The sequence below is a fragment of the Methanosarcina mangrovi genome, from assembly GCF_052057765.1.
In the GTDB taxonomy this organism is placed as follows: Archaea; Halobacteriota; Methanosarcinia; order Methanosarcinales; family Methanosarcinaceae; genus Methanosarcina.
Map to the genome: position 1 here is coordinate 1,798,489 of NZ_CP195120.1, position 21,881 is coordinate 1,820,369.

General features: G+C 44.2%; 21 protein-coding genes. 9 read left to right on the forward strand and 12 right to left on the reverse strand.

What is annotated here, in order from left to right; translation table 11 throughout:
* Window positions 1–2: 2 nt before the first annotated feature.
* Window positions 3–872 (forward strand): hypothetical protein, encoded by an 870-nt coding sequence (locus tag ACSAZL_RS08200; RefSeq protein ID WP_440948199.1) that lies wholly within the window; start codon window positions 3–5, stop codon window positions 870–872.
* 57 nt (window positions 873–929) lie between these two features.
* Here the strand turns inward: ACSAZL_RS08200 and ACSAZL_RS08205 are convergent, their stop codons facing one another.
* Window positions 930–2,111, reverse strand: a complete 1,182-nt coding sequence (locus tag ACSAZL_RS08205) for an FprA family A-type flavoprotein (RefSeq protein WP_440948200.1) — start codon at window positions 2,109–2,111, stop codon at window positions 930–932.
* A 442-nt stretch (window positions 2,112–2,553) separates the two neighbouring features.
* On the opposite strand from ACSAZL_RS08205, the gene ACSAZL_RS08210 reads away from it, so the two are divergent.
* The gene (locus tag ACSAZL_RS08210) at window positions 2,554–4,074 is read left to right on the forward strand and encodes a glutamine synthetase family protein (RefSeq protein ID WP_440948201.1); all 1,521 of its coding nucleotides are present in this window, start codon (window positions 2,554–2,556) and stop codon (window positions 4,072–4,074) included.
* 57 nt (window positions 4,075–4,131) lie between these two features.
* On the opposite strand, the gene ACSAZL_RS08215 is transcribed toward ACSAZL_RS08210, so the two are convergent.
* The 3 genes from ACSAZL_RS08215 to ACSAZL_RS08225 all read right to left on the reverse strand — a co-directional run bounded on the left by ACSAZL_RS08215 (window position 4,132) and on the right by ACSAZL_RS08225 (window position 5,094).
* Complete coding sequence (locus tag ACSAZL_RS08215; RefSeq protein WP_440948202.1) at window positions 4,132–4,287, reverse strand: hypothetical protein; 156 nt, start codon at window positions 4,285–4,287, stop codon at window positions 4,132–4,134.
* A 253-nt stretch (window positions 4,288–4,540) separates the two neighbouring features.
* Entirely contained in the window at window positions 4,541–4,864 is a 324-nt protein-coding gene (locus tag ACSAZL_RS08220; RefSeq protein WP_440948203.1) for a YbjQ family protein, read from the reverse strand.
* 8 nt (window positions 4,865–4,872) lie between these two features.
* The gene (locus ACSAZL_RS08225) at window positions 4,873–5,094 is read right to left on the reverse strand and encodes a hypothetical protein (RefSeq protein WP_440948204.1); all 222 of its coding nucleotides are present in this window, start codon (window positions 5,092–5,094) and stop codon (window positions 4,873–4,875) included.
* Between the two features lie 541 nt (window positions 5,095–5,635).
* On the opposite strand from ACSAZL_RS08225, the gene ACSAZL_RS08230 reads away from it, so the two are divergent.
* On the forward strand, window positions 5,636–6,490 hold the full coding sequence (locus ACSAZL_RS08230; protein ID WP_440948205.1) for a class I SAM-dependent methyltransferase: 855 nt from the start codon (window positions 5,636–5,638) through the stop codon (window positions 6,488–6,490).
* A gap of 342 nt (window positions 6,491–6,832) precedes the next feature.
* Here the strand turns inward: ACSAZL_RS08230 and ACSAZL_RS08235 are convergent, their stop codons facing one another.
* Together ACSAZL_RS08235 and ACSAZL_RS08240 are read right to left on the reverse strand one after the other, a co-directional pair.
* Window positions 6,833–7,681, reverse strand: coding sequence for a methanogenesis marker 8 protein (locus ACSAZL_RS08235; protein ID WP_440948206.1), 849 nt, complete (start codon window positions 7,679–7,681; stop codon window positions 6,833–6,835).
* 80 nt (window positions 7,682–7,761) lie between these two features.
* Complete coding sequence (locus ACSAZL_RS08240) at window positions 7,762–8,082, reverse strand: DUF6951 family protein (protein WP_440948812.1); 321 nt, start codon at window positions 8,080–8,082, stop codon at window positions 7,762–7,764.
* 302 nt (window positions 8,083–8,384) lie between these two features.
* Here ACSAZL_RS08240 and ACSAZL_RS08245 point away from each other — a divergent pair, with 302 nt between their 5' ends.
* The 5 genes from ACSAZL_RS08245 (at window position 8,385) to ACSAZL_RS08265 (ending at window position 14,913) form a co-directional block, all read left to right on the forward strand.
* A complete protein-coding gene (locus ACSAZL_RS08245; RefSeq protein WP_440948207.1) occupies window positions 8,385–8,963 on the forward strand; it encodes a TetR/AcrR family transcriptional regulator in 579 nt (192 codons plus the stop codon).
* 99 nt (window positions 8,964–9,062) lie between these two features.
* Window positions 9,063–10,406, forward strand: coding sequence for an APC family permease (locus ACSAZL_RS08250; protein ID WP_440948208.1), 1,344 nt, complete (start codon window positions 9,063–9,065; stop codon window positions 10,404–10,406).
* 322 nt (window positions 10,407–10,728) lie between these two features.
* Entirely contained in the window at window positions 10,729–13,011 is a 2,283-nt protein-coding gene (locus ACSAZL_RS08255; RefSeq protein ID WP_440948209.1) for a nitrogenase component 1, read from the forward strand.
* The gene (locus ACSAZL_RS08260; RefSeq protein WP_440948210.1) at window positions 13,008–14,303 is read left to right on the forward strand and encodes a nitrogenase component 1; all 1,296 of its coding nucleotides are present in this window, start codon (window positions 13,008–13,010) and stop codon (window positions 14,301–14,303) included. Before ACSAZL_RS08255 ends, ACSAZL_RS08260 begins: the two co-directional genes overlap by 4 nt.
* A 484-nt stretch (window positions 14,304–14,787) precedes the next feature.
* Window positions 14,788–14,913, forward strand: coding sequence for a hypothetical protein (locus ACSAZL_RS08265; protein ID WP_440948211.1), 126 nt, complete (start codon window positions 14,788–14,790; stop codon window positions 14,911–14,913).
* A 561-nt stretch (window positions 14,914–15,474) separates the two neighbouring features.
* Here the strand turns inward: ACSAZL_RS08265 and ACSAZL_RS08270 are convergent.
* Entirely contained in the window at window positions 15,475–15,603 is a 129-nt protein-coding gene (locus tag ACSAZL_RS08270; RefSeq protein ID WP_440948212.1) for a hypothetical protein, read from the reverse strand.
* A gap of 220 nt (window positions 15,604–15,823) precedes the next feature.
* On the opposite strand from ACSAZL_RS08270, the gene ACSAZL_RS08275 reads away from it, so the two are divergent.
* Window positions 15,824–16,006 carry a hypothetical protein gene (locus ACSAZL_RS08275; protein ID WP_440948213.1) on the forward strand — a complete coding sequence of 61 codons (183 nt, stop codon included), beginning with the start codon at window positions 15,824–15,826 and terminating at the stop codon, window positions 16,004–16,006.
* Window positions 16,007–16,333: 327 nt separating this feature from the next.
* Here ACSAZL_RS08275 and ACSAZL_RS08280 read toward each other — a convergent pair whose 3' ends face one another.
* The 5 genes from ACSAZL_RS08280 to ACSAZL_RS08300 all read right to left on the reverse strand — a co-directional run bounded on the left by ACSAZL_RS08280 (window position 16,334) and on the right by ACSAZL_RS08300 (window position 21,581).
* A complete protein-coding gene (locus tag ACSAZL_RS08280) occupies window positions 16,334–16,924 on the reverse strand; it encodes a hypothetical protein (RefSeq protein ID WP_440948214.1) in 591 nt (196 codons plus the stop codon).
* Between the two features lie 1,056 nt (window positions 16,925–17,980).
* Complete coding sequence (locus tag ACSAZL_RS08285; protein ID WP_440948215.1) at window positions 17,981–18,661, reverse strand: RHS repeat-associated core domain-containing protein; 681 nt, start codon at window positions 18,659–18,661, stop codon at window positions 17,981–17,983.
* Complete coding sequence (locus ACSAZL_RS08290) at window positions 18,594–18,839, reverse strand: FG-GAP repeat domain-containing protein (RefSeq protein WP_440948216.1); 246 nt, start codon at window positions 18,837–18,839, stop codon at window positions 18,594–18,596. The genes ACSAZL_RS08285 and ACSAZL_RS08290 overlap by 68 nt, the downstream gene beginning before the upstream one ends.
* A 96-nt stretch (window positions 18,840–18,935) precedes the next feature.
* Window positions 18,936–19,346, reverse strand: a complete 411-nt coding sequence (locus ACSAZL_RS08295) for a hypothetical protein (protein WP_440948217.1) — start codon at window positions 19,344–19,346, stop codon at window positions 18,936–18,938.
* 459 nt (window positions 19,347–19,805) lie between these two features.
* A complete protein-coding gene (locus ACSAZL_RS08300) occupies window positions 19,806–21,581 on the reverse strand; it encodes an RNB domain-containing ribonuclease (RefSeq protein ID WP_440948218.1) in 1,776 nt (591 codons plus the stop codon).
* Window positions 21,582–21,881 lie beyond the last annotated feature (300 nt).

The following is a 21,881-nucleotide window of genomic DNA, read 5'->3' on the forward strand; positions in this document are numbered from 1 at the left end:
GAATGACAGTTGAAAGGCCAGGTTCACTTACCCGTTCGATAGACTTTAATTATCCCACAAACAGGGCAATTGTGATAATTACGCTGCTGTTCTTTTCGGGGATCTCAGGCTTTCAATTTTTCCTGGAAAGAGATCTTTTTGCAGCTTTTTACTCCGGCTTAAGGGCAGGAGCCTCGGTATTTTTTGCCTGGGCCTTTGCAAGGGAACTGGACCCGGATAACGAGCTTTCTGCTTGTTTTGCAGCTTTTCTGGGCTGCACAGGCTTTCTGCTTTTTCCTTCACCCATCCTGCTTGCCCTCATCCTGGAACTCCTGCTCCTTCGTATTGTTAACAGAAGTACGGGGCTGCCTTCAAGAGCTTCCGATTCTTTTGCAGTATTTCTGCTTTCAGGCTGGCTTTCCCTGCAGGAAAACTGGACTTTCGGTTTGTTTGCTGCACTGGCATTTTTTCTGGACGCTTTATTCCCCGCACCCCGTCGTCAAAACCACATTTTCGGAATGGCAGCCTTAGTAGTTTCAATATTTGCTTTCTTACGGGCTGCAGGACAGGAAGGCACTTTTCCGGATGTACAATCTGTTTTATTCATTCTGATAGCTGCTCTCCTTTTTGTTCCCACAGTCCTTGGCTCCCGAAGTATAAAATCAACAGGAGACAGGACAGGAATTCCTTTGGATCCTTATCGGGTGCAGGCAGCTCAGCTGACAGCTCTGCTGAGTGCGGGTTTGTTGACAGCTCTAAAAGGATGGGCAGGGGCCGAAAGCCTTATGCCTTTATGGGGAGCAATTCTGGGCGTTTCCCTTTATGGATATTTAAACGTGCTATTGAAAAGATTCGGCAAGGCTTCGGAGCCGGATTGCCCGGGAGAAGCCTGACAAATTCAGTAAAATAGGACCCTCCAGCCAGAAAACTTAAACCACTAACTTTTGCATTTATGTCTTCATTTTTCGAGCCAGTTCTCGGCCTATTTCCTCAACTTTTTTTAAGTCTTCTTTGCTGGCTCTACCCTGCACCTGAAGAGTCCCCACAACCTCCATTTTAGAAGGGGCCAGAATTTCGCCTGCCTGCTTCAGTGCGCCTCCTCCCCAGCCAAAGGACCCGAGTATAACCCCGTACTTTGCAGGGGGGTTGAGGGCTTTTACCAGGTAAGTGCCGTACAGGGCAAGAGGGTGCATACCTCCGAGAACTGTCGGCGCTCCAAGGACCAGAGCTCGGGAATCAACCAGTTCCCTTCCAACATCTCCTATGTCCGAGGCTGCAAGGTCATACATCCTGACATCCACTCCTTCTTTTAGCAGGGTTTCTGCAATTGTCCGGATCATCTCCTGGGTAGAGCCCCACATACTCACATAAACAATAAGGGCTTTATTCGCGGTCTTTCCCCTAGTCCATTTCTCATACGGGCCCATGATTCGCTTCGGGTTTTTGTAAACAGGCCCGTGGCTTGGGGCAATTATTCCGATTTCGAGGTCTTTTATTTTTTCAAGGGCTCTTGCCCCCATTTTCCCAAAGGGCATCATGATTTCCCCGTAATAGCGTTTTGCAAGAGAAACAAGCTCCTCGATATCTTCATCGTATACCCCCTGAGCTGTATGAGCCCCGAAAAAGTCGCATGAGAAAAGGACCTTATCTTCAGGCAGGTATGTGAACATGGTTTCGGGCCAGTGGAGCCATGGGGCTTCTATGAAACGAAGGGTCTTTCCTCCCAGCTCGAGGCTATCTCCTTCAGCAACGACTTTGATACGGGACTCAGGCAGTTCATGGTAGAGCCTGGCCATCTTTACTCCTTTTTCGGTCGTGACAAACAGGGCATCAGGAGCTTTTTCAAGGATAAACCGAATTGCATTGGCATGATCGGGCTCGGCATGGTTCATTATCAGGTAATCAAGTTTTTCCAGGTTCGAAACCATATTGATTTTTGCTTCCAATTCCTCTTCAAAACCCGGATTCACGGTATCTATGAGGGCTGTCTTTTTCTCACCTATCACGAGATAAGAATTGTAGCTTGTCCCCTCTGGCAGCGGGATTAAAGAATCGAAGATCCTGCGGTTCCAGTCTTTTGACCCGACAGCGAAAACATTCCTTGCAATTTCCGGAATATTATAAGTTTCCATACTTTTCCTCCATCTCCCTTTTGGAATCACTTTCTCTAGAAATAAAATACACCAAAAATAAAATACACAAAAATTTCTGGCTGTTCCTCACGAGCTCAAAACAATATTTGTTGTAGCTATGTTAATCCAATATATTTATTGTATTAATTAAATATATTTGGTGGAAAACCCCTCCATTTTTACCCGTTCATTCTTTCGGCAAAAAGAGTTCGACAGCACAAGCCCATTCTGATTTTCGACACGCAGTATTTTTTTTAAAAAATAAAAAAATGAAAAACTTTATATAGACAGCAGTAAGTTATCACTTTCCTATTCAGGCAAAATTCACATGATCATGCTTGATACGGCAACCATTAAGCCTGATAAATATTCGGTATTGAAATGAGGCTTTGAATACTCGAATACTCCAATCAGACATTTTTAATCAAAAGAAGGGATATTTATGAAAACATCAAATGTAGAACTGAATCCGAACAAACTGGTACAGTACCTCAATAAGCCAGCAAGCGAGTTCACTAAGGATGACATTATAAGGTTCATCAAGGAAAACGGAATTAAGATGCTGAATTTCCGCTATGTTGGTGGCGATGGGAGACTTAAAGCCCTTACCTTCGTGATCAGAGATGAAGAGCACCTTGACAACTTACTTTCTGCCGGTGAGAGGGTAGACGGGTCAAGTCTTTTTTCATACATCGAGGCAGACACAAGCGACCTTTATGTGCTCCCTAAATACAGGACTGCTTTCGTGAATCCTTTTGAGGAAATCCCCACTGTGGACATCCTCTGTTCTTACTTCGATAAGGACGGAACCCCCCTCAAAAGCGCTTCGGAAACCGTCATGAAGAAGGCTTCCCAGGTCCTGACCGAGAAGACAGGCTACGAACTCCAGGCAATGGGTGAACTCGAATACTACATCATCGCCAACAGGGGTGAAGTCAACATGGGTTTCCCGGCTGTTGACCAGAGAGGGTACCACGAGTCCAATCCCTTTACCAAATACGACCAGCTCAGGAAGGAAGCAATGATGTACATCTCCGAAGCTGGCGGAAAAATCAAGTACGGCCACTCTGAAGTAGGGAACTTCATTGATGACAACTACTATTATGAGCAGAACGAAATCGAATTCGAAACCGACACCCTTGAAAACAGTGCTGACCGCCTGCTTATTGCAAAGTGGATGCTCAGGATGCTTGCTGACCAGTACGGTGTGATCATCAGCTTTGCCCCGAAGATCACTGTCGGAAAAGCAGGAAGCGGACTGCACGTCCACATGAAACTCCTGAAAGACGGAAAGAGTGTCATGGTCGAGAACGGCGATGTCAGTGACGTCTCAAAGCGTGCAATGGCCGGCCTTCTTGACGTTGCAGCAGGAATCACCGCCTTTGGAAACAGGATCCCAACATCCTACCTGCGCCTTGTCCCTCACCAGGAAGCCCCAACCAACATCTGCTGGGGAGACAGGAACCGCTCTGCTCTGATCCGTGTGCCTCTTGGCTGGTTCTCTGACGACTGCAGCAAGATGATTGCTCATGTCAACCCCAACTATTGCGAGGATTTCAGGAGCCACAGCTACAAGTCTACCTTTGAATTCCGTGCTGCAGACCCCTCTGCTGACCTTTACCTCCTCTTTGCAGCCTTTGCTGTAGGTATCCGCCACGGATTTGAAATGGACAACGCTCTTGAGATTGCAAAGAACCTTTACATCGACGTGAACATCTTCAAGGAAGAACACAAAGACAGACTTGCTCAGCTTGAACACCTCCCAGCTTCCTGCTATGAGTCTGCCCAGGCCCTGAAGAAATACAAGGACATCTTCACCCAGTACGATGTCTTCACTGAAGGTATGATCAATGACACCGTAAAATATCTTGAAAGTCTTGACGACTACCAGCTCAGTGAGAGACTCTACGGCAAGAATGAAGAAATCAAGAAACTTGTGGACTCTTACATCCATATTGCCTGAGTCCGGTAGAATTAATTTAAAACAAACCGGTAACTTTATCTCCATAAAATGCAGGGCTCATGCTTGCCACGGCAGAGCCCTGTAAAAATCCACATTTCTCCCTGTTTTTTGTGATTTTATCCGGCACGCTGATTGAATTTGAACTTCTTTCATTTGAACTTCTTTCATTTGAGCTGATTGTATTTGAGCTGATTGTATTTGAGCTTCTTTCATTTGAGTTTCTTCCCGGAACACCTTAAGAGATCAGGGCTTTTTTACTTACAGAAAACGATCGTCAGGTTGAAAATTAAAAGAGAGATAATTTAAAAGAGAGATAATTTAAAAGAGATAATTTAAAAGAGATAATTTAAAAGAGATAAATTGAAAGAGATAAATTGAAAGAGAAAGACAAACCTCGATGGTACTGTTAAAATAGATTATAAGGTTTTACATCTGAGGAAAAATGATCGTTCCTCATCCCTTTCTTTTATTCCCTGTCCATTATCTTAACAGCTGTCCCGTACGCAAGTATCTCGGCTGCCCCTGCCATTACCATGGAAGTCATGAACCTGACATTTACCACGGCATCGGCTCCCATCCTTTCAGCATCTTCCACCATACGGTTGATTGCCTTCTCCCTTGCCTCTTCAAGCATCTCGGAGTATTCTGTCAGTTCACCCCCTACGACGCTGCGCAGCCCTGACATGATATCCTTGCCGATATGCTTGGCCTGAATGGTACTACCGCGAGCCATTCCAAGGGTTTGTGTGATCTCCTTTCCTGCTATCGTATCCGTGGTTGCGATTATCATGTGCTCACCTAGTATTTTCTTTCAGTTTCCTTATCCTTGACACTCGTTTTTTCCTTTATCAGGGTCAATAAAACCAGTACTATACCTGCTACAATTGCTCCGATTGACACTTTAAGTACCAGGCTGGAGTCTGTGGTTAAAAAGCTATAAAAGCCACATCCAAGAAGCAAGACAAAGCCTATGACTGCCAGCCCTGAGCCAAGATTTTTCACTGTTGTACTGCTATTCATAAGAACATCTCTTCAAACAAAGCTGGAAATCTTCACAGAAACCAGCCTGCTTGAGATATTATATAAGTACAGAATACATATCACTTTCTTTATATTTATAGACATGTTTAATCGAGATAACTTTCCTTTTAAGGGCGTAACCTCACAGGAAAAACCTTCGAAAAAAATAAGGGAATAAAGCTGAGAAAAGAAAGGGCTTTTTCATTGCAACCACATGTACCTGCCATGGGTTTTTGAATCTCTTTTACCTTACCTGGTGAGACAGATAAGGTTTCTAAATGACTTTTTCAGAAGGTCTTAGTATTTTTTCAGAGATCTAAGAGCCTATCCGAAGAGCAGGATAACTGCAATTTATGGCAATTTGTATTAAAGACAAAAAGTAAAATCGTTCATGATTTCGAGATCGACTGAGGAATCCTTAAACTAAGTAAAACCTTTACTCTCCTTCTCAAGCCTGGAAAGGGATCTGGAAGACCCGGAATAGATGATAAGAAAATAGATAGTTGGTATTCGAAAATGAGCTAAAAAAGGTGAGAATCAAATGAACGAGAACCAGGTTAGCAATACTTCACTATGGACAGCTTACATGCGTGCCTATCACTGCATACATGCTACCGACAAGATATTTGATGACTTTTTAGCCTATGATTTAGTTCCCGAAGATGTGCGAGAACAGATTGAACAACAGATTATCCCCGAGGTTTTTTTACCAGCAACAAATAATATTGTCACCCGTGCACGATACACCGAAGATATCCTGGAAGAAACTATCAGACAGGGAGTTAATCAATATGTAATTCTTGGTGCAGGGATGGATACATTTGCACTTCGACGACAAGATTTAATGGAAAATTTGAAAGTTTTTGAAATTGACCAGCCTACAACACAAGATTTTAAGCTTCAAAGATATGCAGAGTTGGGGTGGAAAATTCCAGAAAATTTATATTTTGTTCCAATTGATTTCACTAAGCAAAATTTAGAAACTGAACTTACTCACTTACCATCTTATGATCCTGAAGCTAAAACCTTCTTTAGCTGGCTTGGTGTCACTAATTACTTAACTCGGGAAGAAGTGGAAACAACACTGCGTTCTATTGCTAACATTACTTCTTCTGGCAGCATCCTTGTTTTCGATTATATAGATATTAATGAGCTTAACCTCAATAAGCAGTCTGAACAACTACAAAAATCAACGGAATATCTGGAAAAGGTAGGTGAACCAAGAAAAACAGGAGGTTTCAACTCATTGAGATTAGCCGAAGATCTTGCAAGTTTAGGATTTAATCTTGTGGAAAACTTAAGCCCATCAGACATCGAAAGACGTTACTTAAAAAGATGCACAGATATACAACATTCGCTTAGGTATATGAACTTTGCATGTGCAGTTATTAAATAATTCTCATGAAATTCCTCTTTAAGAACAGTAGCCTTTGAATGATTCATTTGTGAATATGAGTGCCGGTAATGTGAATGGAATAAAAGGAAAAATCTTTTTTTGACGTGAAGAAGTCACTTTGCTTGCACGAATGTGCCGGTTCAACTTTGATTGAGGCCATTTAGGCCTCAACTAAAAAGTTACTCCATGTCATCAGACTTGTTACCGGTTTGCTTCAAAAAAGCTGTTTTATTTCAGAAAAGCTGTTTTATTTCAGAAAAGCTGTTTTATTTCAGAAAAGCTGTTTTATTTCAGAAAAGCTGTTTTATTTCAGAAAAGCTGTTTTATTTCAGAAAAGCTGTTTTACTTCAGTTTCCTGGGCTGTTTGTTTTCAGGCAGTGCAGGCAGAGGCATGGTATTGATCAAAAGCGGGCTTGTTATCTCCTTTGCCCTTTCGATAACAAGTTCTTTTCCTTTCTGCGTAAGGGCAAAAAGCGGCACTGCTGTTCCTACCTGGGCAAGAGGCTTTACAAGATCTCTCATATATTTTGAAGCGCAGCTGGTTGTGATGTCTGCATTTTCAACAAGGGTCTGGACATCCTCTTTGCTTAAACCTGTAACATGAACCCCAATTACTATCAGATCAAGCCCCAGTTCGGCTTCGAGCTTCCTTAACTCTTTAGCGGTTTCACCGAAAGGTGCGGTTACTGCGATTTTTTTGTACCCTAGTTCGGCTGCTTTTTTCACGCCTGCAATAGAGTCCAGTTTTGCAGTTGAAGGGTCAAGCACAATTCCGCCGCGTTCCGTGATCCCTCTTATGATGCCTTCTATAGGTTCGGTTTCGACAAGGCCGGACATCCTTTCGCCCATACCCTGGACAAGGGTAGGATTGTTGGAAATAATGGTTCCTGCACCTTCACAGGCTGTTACTGTTGTGTTAAGTAAACCCCTGCGAAGACCAGTCATCATAATTTCGCTGGCTCCAAACCCTACAAAGTCCTCGAGTTCCAGCTTGCGTTTGTCGGTAAACATCCCGAAATCGCTGATCCTGAATTCCATGTTCTTCCTGACTTCTTCCGAAGTTATCTTCTGAATTCCACGCAACTTGGCAAAGATAGGACACCATTCAACTTCAGGTTCGCTGACTTCGACGACTTTTCCGTCCTTCACCACTACTCTTGCTTTTCCGACTAATTCCATTATGTGGGGCATGATTACACCTTTTTTAATTAAGCAAAATCATTTTTTGGAAAGCGATTCTCAGTTTTTGATCAACACATTAAAACATAATTTTAGACTTCATTGAATTCTATACTGATGCTGCCTGCTTTTTTTACCAGGGATTTTGCAAGGAAACCGCTCTCCATTCTGCAGAGATTGAGTACTGCACAGGGTACAAGGCAATTTGACGAACAATCTGCTTCATGTGCCCTATCAATAACATAATTGTTTTTGATATCCAGAATTTCCATCATGGGAACTTCCATGTGAGAAATTTTCTTTACCTTTGCACATGGAGTATCTATGTCAACAATAATTTTGTTTCCTTTTTTGCTTCCACGTATTTTGTGAACAAAGCCACAGACTGCGGAATTTACAGTAAATTCAGCCAACTTGCCACCTTTTGTTTCAATCATTGAATATTCGATCATTTGATGGATATCTACTAATATTTCAAATACTTACTTACATATAAGTAAGTACCGGTTTAAACATAAAAATCAAAAATAATAATTTCAAGGAAATATTCAAAATGTCAAAAAATTCTATTTTTTATGCAACATCTGAGCGGACCCTTTGAAAAAACCACCGTTAATAGCACTTGAATTTATGCATAGAATCCATTAACCGACGCCAAAAGATATTATATAGATGAGCACTATCAATTTACTTATTAACAGATACATGCGTTGTTATGAAAAATATGAACCAGACCAATCAACAGATACTCTATTATGCAAGGCTTTTTCTTCAATCCAGGGGTTATAACGGATTTAGTTATAGAGATATTTCTCAGAAGCTGGGAATAAAAAATGCCGCAATTCATAATTACTATCCCAGAAAAGAAGATCTGGTTGCGGCTTTGCTTGAAGACAGCAGAAAGGAAATAGCTGCAAATTTTTCCCAGGTAGTGGAATCCGGAGGCTCAGCCCGTGAGCAGCTTCAATCCTATTTTGATTACACATTGAGGGACTTCGATGAAGGCAGATGTATCTGCCCTCCGGGCTCGGTAATCATCTATCATGAAGAACTTCCGGAGAAGGTTCAAAAGCAAAGCCTGTTACTACTGGATGAAATACTATACTGGTTCTCCAGAGTTCTTAAAACCGGTCTGGAACAGGGGGAGTTTAACTTCTCCGGTCCTGTAGATGCACGTGCAGAACTGATCGTTGGAACCCTGATAGGTAGCAGGCAATTGGCCACCATTAAAGGAAGAAAGACGCTTGCAAAGTCAATTTCTCTAATTAAGGCCGATCTTGGGTGGAAAGATTGATTTCTTCCAAAACTATTGATTACTTATCTGTAAGTAATCATACTATTTTTACATAGTAATTTATTGCTCGAGAATCAAAAATGTCAGTGTAACGATAAAATGACCGATCTTGAAAAAACAATTACCTTAAAGAGAGGTATAGGGCTTGCAGTCTGCATGCTCATAGGTACGGGAATCCTCGCATTGCCCGGCCTGGCTCTCAGCGTGGGAAACGTCCATGAAGCAATCCTTGGATGGCTGCTTATTACCTTCGTTACTATTCCGAGGATTCAGATCTGCTCAAGGCTTGGTCTTAAATTTCCCTCGATAGCCGGGCTTGCCGGCTACGCAGAAAAAGCAGTCGGGCCCTGGGGCAGGTATTCGGTCTCTTATCTTGTAAGCGGTTCTTACCTTTTCGGACTTCCTGCTATTGCTTTTATTGGCAGTGAATATGCGCGGCAGTTTTTTAATCTCTCGGAACTGGGAGGGACCTTTTGTGCGATCCTTCTTGTAAGCCTGATGTTTATTTCAAACCTCTTTGGAATAAGAGCTATTACCCTGGTCAACTATCTGGCCCTCACAGCACTTTTCCTGCTTATAGGGCTGATTATTGTTTTTAACTTCGATTTTTTCAGTTCCGGGCTGAGGATTGCTGGAGAAACTCTTAGCGGCAATGGAAACGTGGCGCCAAACATAGTGTGGAATGTTACAGCCTTGCTTTTCTGGGCTTATCTGGGCTGGGAAAATCTTTCTTTTTCCCTTGGAGAGATAAAGGATCCCGAAAGAAACGTTCCCCGTTTGTACTGGATAAGCTTTGTTCTGGTTGCTGCAGTCTATGTTTTACTTGCCCTGATAAGCGTAGGGGCCAGTTCTACGGGATTTTCCCTTAAAGGGGCTGCCGGGCTCTCCAGTCTTGTGCTTTTTATTCCAGGCGGAAATTTTCTGATGTGGCTTATATTAGTAGTGCTTGCAGCAAATGCATGTTCTTGGAACTTTACTGCAAGCCGTCTGATCTATGCGGCTGGAAGGACTGGGGTTTTTCCTGCAGTATTCGGAAAGCTCTCAAAAAGGAACGTGCCTCTTCCCAGCCTCGGGGCTCTATACGCCCTGTCCGTTTCCATAATTACAGGATGTTATTTCTTCAAGATTCCTATTACGGCTATGATGATGCTCGTAAACCAGAACTTTATTTTCCTCTGCGGCTTCGTCATAATTGCTTACTGGAAAACAGAAACAGGCTGGCAGAAATGGGGCTTTTCGGTTCTTTCACTTCTGTCTTTGAGTTTTCTGGCTTCGGGATTTACCTGGAAGATCATATATCCGGTCTTTCTAATAGGGCTTGGTTATTTCAGGTTTATCGCAAACAGGGAAGAGACATTATCCCCCGGGGCAGTAAATTCACACCCCAGGCAGGGGCTCGTGCTCCTTGAAGACCAGGAATTCTCCCGGCCTGCAGAAAAATAAGACCAGTCTTCGGCAGTAATCTAGCCTGATTAAAGAGCCTTGCCGTGGGCATGGAAAATTCCCCCTGTAACCGTTAATGGTACTATAATTATCAATTCCATTTTTGGTTGTTAACTCCTGCTCAAACTAAATTGTTCAGGGCTATTGTCTCATTTAACGGACATACCAGTAGGTAACAATGGAGGTATGGTTGTCAAGCACAACTTTAATTGCTTACTAGCAAATAAGATCCAGATATGATCCTCAAAACAGAAAAAACAATTAATGCTTTTTTATCGGAATTTTTTCCTTTTAATTCAAGAAAGGCAGCGGGGGAAAAATAGTGATCCAGATTGCCCTCTACGGGAAGGGAGGCATAGGCAAGTCCACGGTTTCTGCCAACCTCTCGGCTGCCCTTGCTAATTCGAAAAAGCGGGTCCTGCAGGTCGGCTGCGACCCGAAACACGACTCCACCCGTCTGCTCCTTGGCGGGGCAGGCATCCCCACGGTGCTGGACTATGTACGTGCAACTCCCATGGAAGTGCAGCATCTCGAAGCCCTGGTCTTTGAAGGCTACGGAGGTACTGCCTGCGTGGAAGCCGGAGGCCCGAAACCCGGGATCGGGTGTGCAGGGCGTGGTATCCTGAGCAGTTTTGAGGTCTTAAAACGCCTGGGACTCAGGGCTTCTTTCTTTGATGTCGTTCTTTATGACGTACTCGGGGATGTGGTCTGCGGCGGGTTTGCAGTCCCACTGAGGAAAGAATATGCCGATGCGGTTTTTCTGGTGACTTCCGGGGAATATATGGCCCTGTACGCAGCCAACAACATCCTCCGGGGGATCCGGAATTTCGAGGATGCAGCCCCCAGGGTTGCAGGCATTATCTTCAACGGGCGGGGGCTTTTCGCAGAAGAGGAAAGGGTCTTTGCCTTTGCTAGGGCGGTAGGGCTGCCCGTGCTGGCTTCAATTCCCAGGGACGAAGTCTTTTCTCAGGCTGAAAAAGTCGGAAAAACCCTGGCCGAAGCTTTCCCTGCCTCTGCTCCTGCGGGTATTTTCAGGGAGCTGGCAGGATATATTGAAACCCTGGAAAAGGACCGGAGCCTGCTCCACCCTGCCAACCCCCTCGGTGACCTTGAGCTTGAAGCTCTAGTGCTGGGAAGTCGGGAACGGGCTAACAGAAAACCGTTTTCCACAGATTCTGCACTCGATGAAAAAACCGGTACCGAGCCTGGTTCTCTCAACCGGGAAAACGGGCCTTCCGCAGAAATCCCTTCCGGAATTCCCGAAACAAAGTCCTCAGGAACTCCCGAAGAAGTATCTGCACCACTCCCTGAACCCCCTGCACCACCTCCCTCCAGGCTACCCCTTTACGGCTGTGCTTTTTCAGGGGCTGCGACTGCGACTTTTCAGGTTAACGATGCCGCCACGGTCCTGCACGGGCCGAGAAGTTGCACCCATATCACAGCCGATGCCCTTGCCTGCTCATTTTTAAAAGGAGGTGGAATAAATGTCCCTGCAGGTGAGGAAAAGCAGGTCCCGGGCCTCCTACCAACAGATATGGGGGAAGAGGATGTCATCTTCGGAGGGCTTGAAATGCTGGAGAGGAAAATAGAAGAAGCCCTTTCAGCCGGCTGGCAAACGGTCTTTGTAGTGAGCACCTGCCCCGGAGGAATCATAGGAGATGATATCGGAAGGGCAAGTGCAAGAGCTGAATCCCGTTTTTCCGGAGCAAGGGTAATCCCAGTCCCTGTGGAAGGGGTCCTTACAGGAGACTTTTCGACCGGGCTGCTTGAGGGTTACAAACGGGTTGCTGACCTGATTGACCCTTCCTTAAAGCCCGAAAAAGGCCTGGTCAATATTATCGGAGAAAGGAGCTTTTCCCTGCGGGAAGAGGAATACTTCCGTACGATCGCAGGGCTGCTCAAAAAGCTGGGGTACAGGGTAAACTGCCGGTTTTTAAAAGGGACAGACACCCTTTCCCTTCGTTCTTTTAAAAAAGCGGAAATAAACCTGCTGGCCTGCGATGATCCCGAAACCCGGGCCATACAGGCGTATCTTTCCGAGCGTTTCGGACTTGAGTTTTTTGAGCTTCCCTTCCCTGTGGGTTTCCGGAAAAGTTCCCTCTGGATAAAAGCCCTGGCAGCATGTCTGCTTCCCGGAGAGGACCCTTCTTTCCTGCTGAAGGAACAGGAAACGGTTTACAAAGCAGGGATTGAAAAATATGCTCCCCGTCTCATGGGAAAGCGCGTGCTTCTGGTGAGCTACACCGAGGATATCGGCTGGATACTGGATACGATCCGGGATCTGGGGATGGAAATCGTCAAAATTGGGATTTCGGTCTCATTTTTCGGAAGGGGAAGCCCAGGTTTCCTATCCTGCGAAGCCTTCCCTGTGGAGAGAAATTATACGGATGAAAAGAGGGCAAAGGATGTCAGGACTCTTATGCCGGACCTGGTCCTTTCGAATTATGCCCCTTCGGTCCCTGAAGACGGAGTGCATTACGATACTATCCCCTTCTCTCCGCAGGTAGGATTCCTGAGCGGGCTTGAACTTGCAAAACGCTGGAGTACTCTTCTGCGGCTGCCGGTTACGGAAGGGTGGAAGTACGACGGAGGTGATGAAAATTGATTTTTTCCCCGGACGCTTTTACGGGTTCAATCCTGGCGGTAGAAGGAATCAGGGATGCGGCTGTGATCCTCAACGGGCCTACAGGGTGCAAGTTATACCACAGTTTTCTCTCGGACAGGCAGTTCCCCAGGGAAAGTTCCCATGACCCCCTGGCTTTCCAGGACGAGTTCTATTTCGGGCAGCCCAGGGTCCCCTGCACCTGCCTGGACGGGGAAGACTACATCCGGGGTTCCCTTGAAAAGTTTGAAAGGGCGCTTACAGTAATAGCAGCAAAAGAAAAAGGCCTGCTTATGGTGATTAATTCCCCTGGGGCAAGCCTTGTGGGAGACGACCTGGAGAGTGTAATTAAAAAAGCAGGGCTGCAGGACCGCTGTTTTGTGGTGGAAAATCCGGGTTTTTCTCTTCCCGCAGCCCGGGGGTTTGAAAATACTGCCCTTGCCCTGCTCAAACACCTGAAAATCAGGTCTCCCTCAAGCCCCCTCCATCTCCCGGAATCAAAGAAAAAAGTGAACCTCATAGGGCTTTCCCTGCTCCACAAACACTGGGAAGGATCGGTTGCGGAAATGAAGCGGCTCCTGGCTTTTCTGGGCCTGGAAGTGGGGACCGTTTTCCTTGCCGGAACTTCCCTTGACGAAATTAGGGAATCAGGCGATGCAGCCTGCAATATCGTCCTTTTCCCCGAATATGGCAGAAGGATTGCAGAATGGTACCGGGAGCACTTCGGGACCCCTGCCATTTTCTCTCCTCTCGGGGCTCCCCTGGGGTTTGATGCGAATGAAAGCCTGTTGAGGGAAGTTGCAACTGTCCTGGATATCGACCCTGCACCTGCCCTTGCGGAAGTCCGGAGAGCCCGACAGGCCAGTTACCGACAGATTTCACGCTTCCATTCTTACTCAGGACTTCCCAAAGGAGCCAGTTTTTCAATCAGGGCAGAAAGCTCGCTTGCCTTCCCTCTTACACACTGGCTTTACTCCTACCTGGGCATGGCTCCCCTTGCAGTAAAACTGCTTCCCGGAAGCGACCCTGAAACAGCAGAATCTCTCAGGATGTTTCTGGAGGAAAAGGGCTTTTGCGAAGCCTGGGAGAGGGACCCTTCCCTTGAATCGGCTGACATTGCCTTAGCTGACGGCCCTACCCTTAAGCTTTTAAAAGCAAAGGGATGCTGTAAAGCCGGCATCGAAATCGCCTTCCCGGAAGAAGGCTACATCCACATAATCCCGAAAACATATATGGGAGTTTCGGGCGCCCTCCTCCTCCTGGAAGAAATCATTAACGGACTGCGCTCCAAATGAACATTTCATTTTGAAGGGCAGGAAAGAGGAGAAAGGAAAGAGAGAAAAGAAAGCGATTGAAATTACCAGAAAACCCCATTTAAACCCGTAGCTAACATCAGCGCCTCCGCCAGCTTGACTGGCGGCCCTTCACAAAAGGAATAAGAAGAAATGAATGAGAAATTATACTGAAATTTCTACCGTTTTAACCTTTTTTGCTTCTTTCTAACTCACAAACGTCCTCAGCAGTTCTTACTTGCGGACATGTTTTTCATGCTTCGTAGGGCTTCTAAAGGGCTGATAGACATGTGCTATTTTCGACCCTCAGTCTTTTGAGTTAGTAGTATTAGGCGCACCAATTATGATAATATTTATATTTGTTCCTTATATTATTATACACTCATTAAAATATATTTTAGTAACTTTAGGATTTTATGATGATATAATTGAAATGAAAGTTGCATAATGTCCGGAAAATACTGAAATAATAAAGACAGAGAATGATGTGACTGATAATATTAAAGATAAAATTATGTTGATTCTTGGTGATTTAATTTTTATATTGATGATAATTCTTTTTGCAGAAATGATATACTATGATATACCTGTAGCAGGTCCGGTTGGACCATAATTGCATTTGAATATTCATAATCAAGGTATATTACCCAATAGCAGAGAAAATCGCCAGGTATATTGACCAAGCTTTTCATATCTGTTTTCGCTACGATTTACAAGAATGCGCTGCTTTAAGGTATCTTATTTTTTAGAAGAATATAAATTTTAAAATAAGGTAGGATAATAAAAAATTGAAAAAATAGAGAAAAAGGAAGAAAGGAGGAAATTAATGGAGGTTAAACCCCCAACTCCCTATTCAGAGAGTTAAAATGGCAAATTACTCTCCGAATTTTAGGTCCCAAGGAAGAACGGTTGGCAAATCAAGTAAAATTGATTTACCAATAGATAAAACTACATTAAGATAGATAAATATTTCGGAATCATTTGAATACATTGCAATAATCAATAATATGAAAAAACAAGTAAAAAGGACAAACAAGAGCATTTGAAAACTGCGAGTTTGAAATTTTTAAATAATAACACATTTGATTATCAATTCGCAACCTGGACTTTTCTCAAGAATAACCTGTGGACGATAATGTTTTGTATAGTCACTTAATTTTTGAGTTTTGCCTTTTTAGTCACACCTTTTTTGATGCTCAAATTCCGGACCTGCAACGCTTCCGCTTCCTTCCCGGATGTTCACGTTTTTATAAATCTCTCCGATTTCCTGTGATCCCGGAGCGAAACCAGGGGTATCGCCCATGTAAAGGTGGACGACCTGAAAGGAGCACCGGAAACTTCAAATCTTCCCAAATTATGAGATCATGTCAAAGACCAGATTATTTACCTGTAACATTAGCTACTGCAAGAAAATACTTATTGATTTTTGAAACATAGGTTAACATGACTTTTTTGCAGGGTGCTGCATCATAAGCACATCTTCGGAAATTCGGATTACGTATCAACCTCTTCTGTGAGGGTGGATGTTAACAATGTCGGATCCCATGATAGACAAAACGCAAAATAAGCCACCTGAGAATAACTGGCGAAATAAGTTATATATAATAATATTTGAAGCCGATACCCCTGCAGGCAAGCTTTTTGATGAAGTCCTGATCTTCACAATCCTGCTGAGTGTTATTGTTGTTATTCCCACTTATAATTAAGCATTATAAACCACTATTTATAAGAGAAAGATAGACAATAGCTATTTTTTAATGAATGTCAGGCTGAATGTTTGTAAAGCTGAATGTTGTATTCCCCCTAAAAGTACTGTATCATACCTCTTAAAAAAAGAAAAAATAATTGATATTATTCTTTAACGATTGCAATAAAACTGTTTCTTCATTTCCTCATTGCGGAGGAGAAGAACAGACATAGTACAGACGCCTGTGATCCGGGAAATACATTCCCATCTCAATTTTCAACCAGGTTGCCATAGAATTAGCTAACATCTCTAAATAAATAAGTCATTTTGAAGACTGAAGGTAACATTACCAATAAATTGTATAATCTGTTACAATGCCCATCGAGTCAAAATACTCTCCAGTCGTTATGGATTTCGGCTTGTATTGTTTCCCTTTTTCGACTTTAACAATCGAATCATAAGAAGAATCTTCTACTACTGTACTCCATTCAAGATTGTCGTAATTATAATGAATTATAGTTGTACCGTGTGTACAATCAATAAAGATCAATCCATAATCCGTAGTATTAAACACATTACAAACATGATCGATTCCATCTAACAACACATATCCACAGCGGATTCCGCTTTTTTCTGCATTATTGTGTACATCTTCAGCAAAATCACCACATTTATACTGAGAAGTGTATGGATGCTGATCAGTTTTATCGCTTGTTATAAAGCTTAGAACTTCGTCTTTTGTTACGTCAGTTGCATTCTTGTAGTTGAGAAGTGTTATTCTATGACCATCTGCGCCAATTAACCGAGCGCCATGATCATATGGATAAACAGTTGAAGTATCACTAAGAATATAATTCTCATCCATCCAATCTTTAACACCTCCAAGAATAACAAATACTAATACTACCATTATCCCCGTATTTCTATTCATTTCCATAAGACTCCTGCACTCAACTTACTCATTTTTACATAAGAGATATAATTCTATATTTATGTAAGTATAGTTTGACATCAAATCTGATTAAGGAGCATAAATTTCTAATTATAAAGAATGGAGTGCATAAAATCAACATAAGAAATTAATTTATATGTTGATTGTCGATGTCAGATGTAAAATCTCTTTTTTTCCTCACTGCGAGGGTAGGATATACATAGTACAGATGCCTGCGATCCGGGCAGTACATTCCCATCTCAATTTTTAACCTGGATACCAGAGAATTAGTTAACCTTCCAAAATAAATTAGTGAGGGTGTAAAAAAATTAAACTCATTCTGAAATTTAAGTAAGTTTCTTATATGAGGAGGAACATTACAAAAAATAGATTCTGCTTAGTTTGAAAAAGTAGAATTGTGAATAAATCCCAAAGGATTAGAACGCAATGGCGATTGAGAGTGATACTCCCTAAAACTCTCAAATGCACTTCCCAAAGGATTTGAACGCAACGGTGATTGAGAGAAACACACCCCTAAAACTCTCAATCACACTCTTTTCTCTTGTTTTTATACATATATCTTTTTGAAAAACAGGTATATTTTTCATTCCGATTTATATAGAGGAAGCCTAACCAGCTTCAATATTTTGCCAGGAGGGAATCGCTAATTTTGAAGCTGGTCATCAGATAAAAAGTTATACATTATAAAAAGTTTTTCATAACGATTCTTTGATTGCAAGATAACTTTAGATAAAAACGCTGTTATTCCAACTCTTATAGTATTCAACTTTGTAACATATATAAATAAACGTGTTAAAATTTTTTACTTTATTATAAATTTGAGATACTTATAAATACATAGAAATGGTTAGACAGGGTTGGGTATTATTGAGCATATGGACACACTTTGTGGAAAAGTAGGACTTGAATACACCAAGGCAATAAGCATAGAAACATCCAATAGTAGAAAAACACGCCCCGTGATTGAATGGAGTTATCCCAAATATAATATCATACCCCTCCATCCCCCGGATTTGGGAATAGGAAACCCCCTCCATTCAATCACATATTTTGCTTGTATGAAAAGCATCTTTTTTCCGTCTCAATTTTCGACCTGGTCACCAGGTTACAGGAGTATGCAGCTGCATCCACAAGAACATCTACAAAATGCCCTGTAGGATCAGTATACTTCACCGGATTATTCAACGCATAAGCATACCTGTTCAACGCCTGCGGATTATACGGATCAGGAAGCATCGTATCCGGCTGAAAGAAAACCCTGTACTCAGGCGAATAATACCTCGCACCGTAGTACATCAGCCCTGTATCGGCATCATTTTCCTGCCCGGTAAAACCGTATTTCTCCAGCCCGCCTGACCGAACCTGGCCGTATGGGAAGTAATCGGTGCGTTCGACCTCAAGCCCGGTTTCATCAACCATCAAAGAAGTGCTGCCTATATGGTCTGAAAGGTACCACTCCATGCTTTCGGATGTTTCTTTGGCTACGCGTTCGTCATCGCGGAAGAAGTAGCTGGTAGAGATACCGTTATCGATTTCGCAGTATTTGTTGATGTAATAGGTGAATTCTCCACCAAAGTTCTGTTTCTTGATTCTCTTGTCATTTGTATCGTACCAGTACTTTTCCACAAGGGAATTGTTAGCGGAGTAACGGACCTTACTTAACTGGTTGGCATCGTTGTAGACGTGCTTCTGCATGGACAATGTCTGCCAGCCCGTCTCCATTCAAATCTGCAAACTGTACTCCCTGGTTGGTAGTATAGCTTGCTATCAGTGCAGGTGGATTCCACGAATTATCCTGTTCCCAGCCATCACCCGTGTTTATCCAGGCATCGTGAACGTATCCTGAACTGCCAAAATAACCCTTAAGAATGTCTACCAGACCGTCTCCGGTAATATCCATCAAACGTGTACCGGTACGTAACGACCTGAGTGATAAAGGTGATCCCCATGAATCACCCTGTTACCATCCACTGCCGGTATTTAACCAGGCAGAGCCTTACTTAATGAGATCGACCGGTCCATCCCCCTTGAGGTCAGCAATTAACAGTTCCTGATCATATTCGGTATCTACAAAGTAAGTTGGAGGGTTCCATGAATTATCCTGTATCCAGCCCTCACCGGTATTGAGATAAGCATCATATCGTTCCGTTCCGGCACTTCTGCAACCCCTGATTATGTAAGCCAATCCGTCTCCGTTAGCATCTGCAAGGCGAGCACCCCCGTCATGAGTATTATACGTGAAATATGTCGGTGTTGTCCAGGGACTGTTCAGTTCCCGGCCATCTCCGGTATTTATCCAGGTCGAGCAAAAAACATCACCGTCATCATCCACATAACCCCTGAGAAGATCTTCTAATTCGTCGCCATTGACATCCGCAAACCTTATTCCCCTGTCTCTTCCTCCCATATAGACCGGTGATATCCAGGAACTACTTTCCTGCCCCCGTAAGGGAGCCGTATTCAAAAACAGATGGCGGGAACTCCGAGCTTGAGGCGGGAAGGAATCTCTGGAATCAAGTGTCATATCTGGGACAAACTCTTAAGTTCGGTATCAAGGAAGGAACGGTTGAGACATTCCTTACACAGCGCGGATTTACACAGGTATGAAATATAACGGGAGAAGATTGGAAAAAAGCCTATTTTCAGGGGGTAAATAAAGACAGAACAGTTGATATCCTGAAGTCATTTGTCCACGCTGTCGTTCAATAAATTTGTTGTGTCGGCAAATCTATAGAGGACATACATTTCGACGAACTCAATGATTCGATTTATTCGAGAGCAAGACCCGCGAAAACAAGAATCAAAACTAAAAGAGCTACGGCGTCACAGCTGCACTGCTTTTCTCGTTATAACCTCAAACTCAAGATCAATTTCTGGGCACCAAAGTGTATATCATCGCTCTGGCCGCTAGCCTTTTGGCCCTTTTCTTGTTTCCCGCCTGTCCGGTGCTGGTCGAAGAGCCAAAGGTGCAGGTACAGGTAAAGGTCGGCTTGTTGATTGGCCCTTCTGTCTCAAACGAATAAGCTGGCAGGGTGAGTCTCTTTGCCTGACAATACTCCTGCAGGGCAAAAATCGGGTCTTTCGACGTGTTAATCGTCACCTCTTCCTTACTTGCCGACGGGTCCGCTATTGTGGTCTTCAGGGCAGGAGCGGGTAAGCCCAGGATGGCCGCGAGCAGGTCTACGGATGCCCGCTGCACGGCGCCTTTCTTTGTCAGGTCCTCGTATACGGCGGACCGGTATTCTCTATTGCCGACTTTTGTGGTGCTCCGGGCAGTGAATACGGGCAGGTTGCCCCGTGAAGTTTCGGTCACTTCGTATACGGGCACCTGCCAGCCGGGGATATGTTGCGCGATATCGAAGATCGAGGTTGCGCGGTGAGGCGCGGTTACCATCTCCTCTAGCAGGGCTTTTTTAAGCCCTGTCCATCTTTCGCCATCAGGGGCTTGCAGGAGTACCAGCTCTGCGCAGATGATAGGCAGCTTTCCAAGGCGTTTTCGGAAAGCATCACAGTAGGCCTCGGGGCAGTCTTCCCCCTTGCGGATCAGGAATTTGGTGATGTGCTCGAATTCTTTATCACTCGTATCCTCGATCCGGGCCTCCAGGATGAACGACTCGGCTTTCCTGTACGCTTTTTCCTTCAAGTACTCACTTCTGGCCCTGTCGTTTTCGAAGTGCACCATGTTGACGTGCGATGCGATTGACCGAATCTCCTCTTTAGAATAAGGAAGGGGTTCGTTCCGGATGTACGCCCGGATCTGCCGGTGGTTTACAAGATCAGCATACCTCCGGATTGGCGAGGTGAAGTGGGTATAAGCTCCCAGGTTCAATCCGAAATGACCCAGGATGACGGGGTCGTATTCAGCTCTGTTGAGCATCATGTGCGTGGTATGCCTGAGGGTAGCTATGTTTATCTCGGGGATGACAGCCATGCTTTCGAGCAGCTTCAGCAAGTCCACCCTCTCGGGGGTAGCGCTCCGGGCCGTATGGTTGCGGAAAAGGATAGGAATGTCATTTTTGACCGCATACTCTGCTACGACCATGTTAGCGAGAATCATCAGCTCCTGGATGATGACGTAGCCGATAGTATCCTCCCTGCGTCTTAGTTGCCGAAGCGATCCTTCCTCATTCGTCACAAACCCCCGCCACAGGTCGTAGAATGCCAGCGCTCCACGGTTGCGGCGCTGAGTCAAAAGATCGTTTGCGAGCTGGCTTGCGAGCTTGATGAGAGCGTGCTGCGGGTGCTCCCGCTCAGAGAGAATGCGGGGGATATCAGAGAAGGCGAGCTTGGCTTCGCTGGTCATCGCAGTCCGTGAAAGCCTTGCTTCGAGGATCGACAGGTCCGCGTCGAGGATGATATCCACGGCAAGGACATATTTCGACTTCCCCGGCCACAGGGATAGCTCCTCGTCTGCTAGCCGCCGGGGCAGCATCGGGCTGTTACCGCTTGCATAATACCTGGTCTCGACCCTGGACATCGCAATTCGGTCAAGCTCTGAATGCGTGTGAACTACCTTTGAAACATCCGCAATCATGACCACGACGTGCCAGCCGCCGTTTTCCGTGCTTTCCACCCGGATTGCATCATCCATGTCCCGGGTTGTCACGTCATCGATCGTGATACCTCTGAGCATATCCAGCATAATACCACTTCGGGGAAAAAATTTGGTATGCTTTCTTTATATGTATATTGGTCATTAAAAGAATGGTAAGAGATGTCCATTTTTTATAAGTCGTTGTTTCTACCGTGCCGCTGTGCCGCCGTGGTGAAAAAAAGATACGCTGTGCAGTCGTGGGAAACCATTCCAGATTCGTGGGCAAGATTCATTAAAGCAGGAATCGAAATATTTTCGAAGATCTTCAACGGGCTACCTATTCGGGAGTTATCCTGATTGAGGGAAAGGCTCGTCTTTCAAGGCAAATACTCATAAAAATTTATTTAA

What these genes read in the sequence shown, in the direction of transcription:
- ACSAZL_RS08200 (WP_440948199.1), top strand. Translation starts at nt 3, where the DNA reads ATGACAGTTGAAAGGCCAGGTTCACTTACCCGTTCGATAGACTTTAAT.
- ACSAZL_RS08205 (WP_440948200.1), bottom strand. Translation starts at nt 2,111, where the DNA reads ATGGAAACTTATAATATTCCGGAAATTGCAAGGAATGTTTTCGCTGTC.
- ACSAZL_RS08210 (WP_440948201.1), top strand. Translation starts at nt 2,554, where the DNA reads ATGAAAACATCAAATGTAGAACTGAATCCGAACAAACTGGTACAGTAC.
- ACSAZL_RS08215 (WP_440948202.1), bottom strand. Translation starts at nt 4,287, where the DNA reads ATGAAAGAAGCTCAAATACAATCAGCTCAAATACAATCAGCTCAAATG.
- ACSAZL_RS08220 (WP_440948203.1), bottom strand. Translation starts at nt 4,864, where the DNA reads ATGATAATCGCAACCACGGATACGATAGCAGGAAAGGAGATCACACAA.
- ACSAZL_RS08225 (WP_440948204.1), bottom strand. Translation starts at nt 5,094, where the DNA reads ATGAATAGCAGTACAACAGTGAAAAATCTTGGCTCAGGGCTGGCAGTC.
- ACSAZL_RS08230 (WP_440948205.1), top strand. Translation starts at nt 5,636, where the DNA reads ATGAACGAGAACCAGGTTAGCAATACTTCACTATGGACAGCTTACATG.
- ACSAZL_RS08235 (WP_440948206.1), bottom strand. Translation starts at nt 7,681, where the DNA reads ATGCCCCACATAATGGAATTAGTCGGAAAAGCAAGAGTAGTGGTGAAG.
- ACSAZL_RS08245 (WP_440948207.1), top strand. Translation starts at nt 8,385, where the DNA reads ATGAAAAATATGAACCAGACCAATCAACAGATACTCTATTATGCAAGG.
- ACSAZL_RS08250 (WP_440948208.1), top strand. Translation starts at nt 9,063, where the DNA reads ATGACCGATCTTGAAAAAACAATTACCTTAAAGAGAGGTATAGGGCTT.
- ACSAZL_RS08270 (WP_440948212.1), bottom strand. Translation starts at nt 15,603, where the DNA reads ATGGGCGATACCCCTGGTTTCGCTCCGGGATCACAGGAAATCGGAGAG.
- ACSAZL_RS08275 (WP_440948213.1), top strand. Translation starts at nt 15,824, where the DNA reads ATGTTAACAATGTCGGATCCCATGATAGACAAAACGCAAAATAAGCCA.
- ACSAZL_RS08280 (WP_440948214.1), bottom strand. Translation starts at nt 16,924, where the DNA reads ATGGAAATGAATAGAAATACGGGGATAATGGTAGTATTAGTATTTGTT.
- ACSAZL_RS08285 (WP_440948215.1), bottom strand. Translation starts at nt 18,661, where the DNA reads ATGGAGACGGGCTGGCAGACATTGTCCATGCAGAAGCACGTCTACAAC.
- ACSAZL_RS08290 (WP_440948216.1), bottom strand. Translation starts at nt 18,839, where the DNA reads ATGGATATTACCGGAGACGGTCTGGTAGACATTCTTAAGGGTTATTTT.
- ACSAZL_RS08295 (WP_440948217.1), bottom strand. Translation starts at nt 19,346, where the DNA reads ATGGGAGGAAGAGACAGGGGAATAAGGTTTGCGGATGTCAATGGCGAC.
- ACSAZL_RS08300 (WP_440948218.1), bottom strand. Translation starts at nt 21,581, where the DNA reads ATGCTGGATATGCTCAGAGGTATCACGATCGATGACGTGACAACCCGG.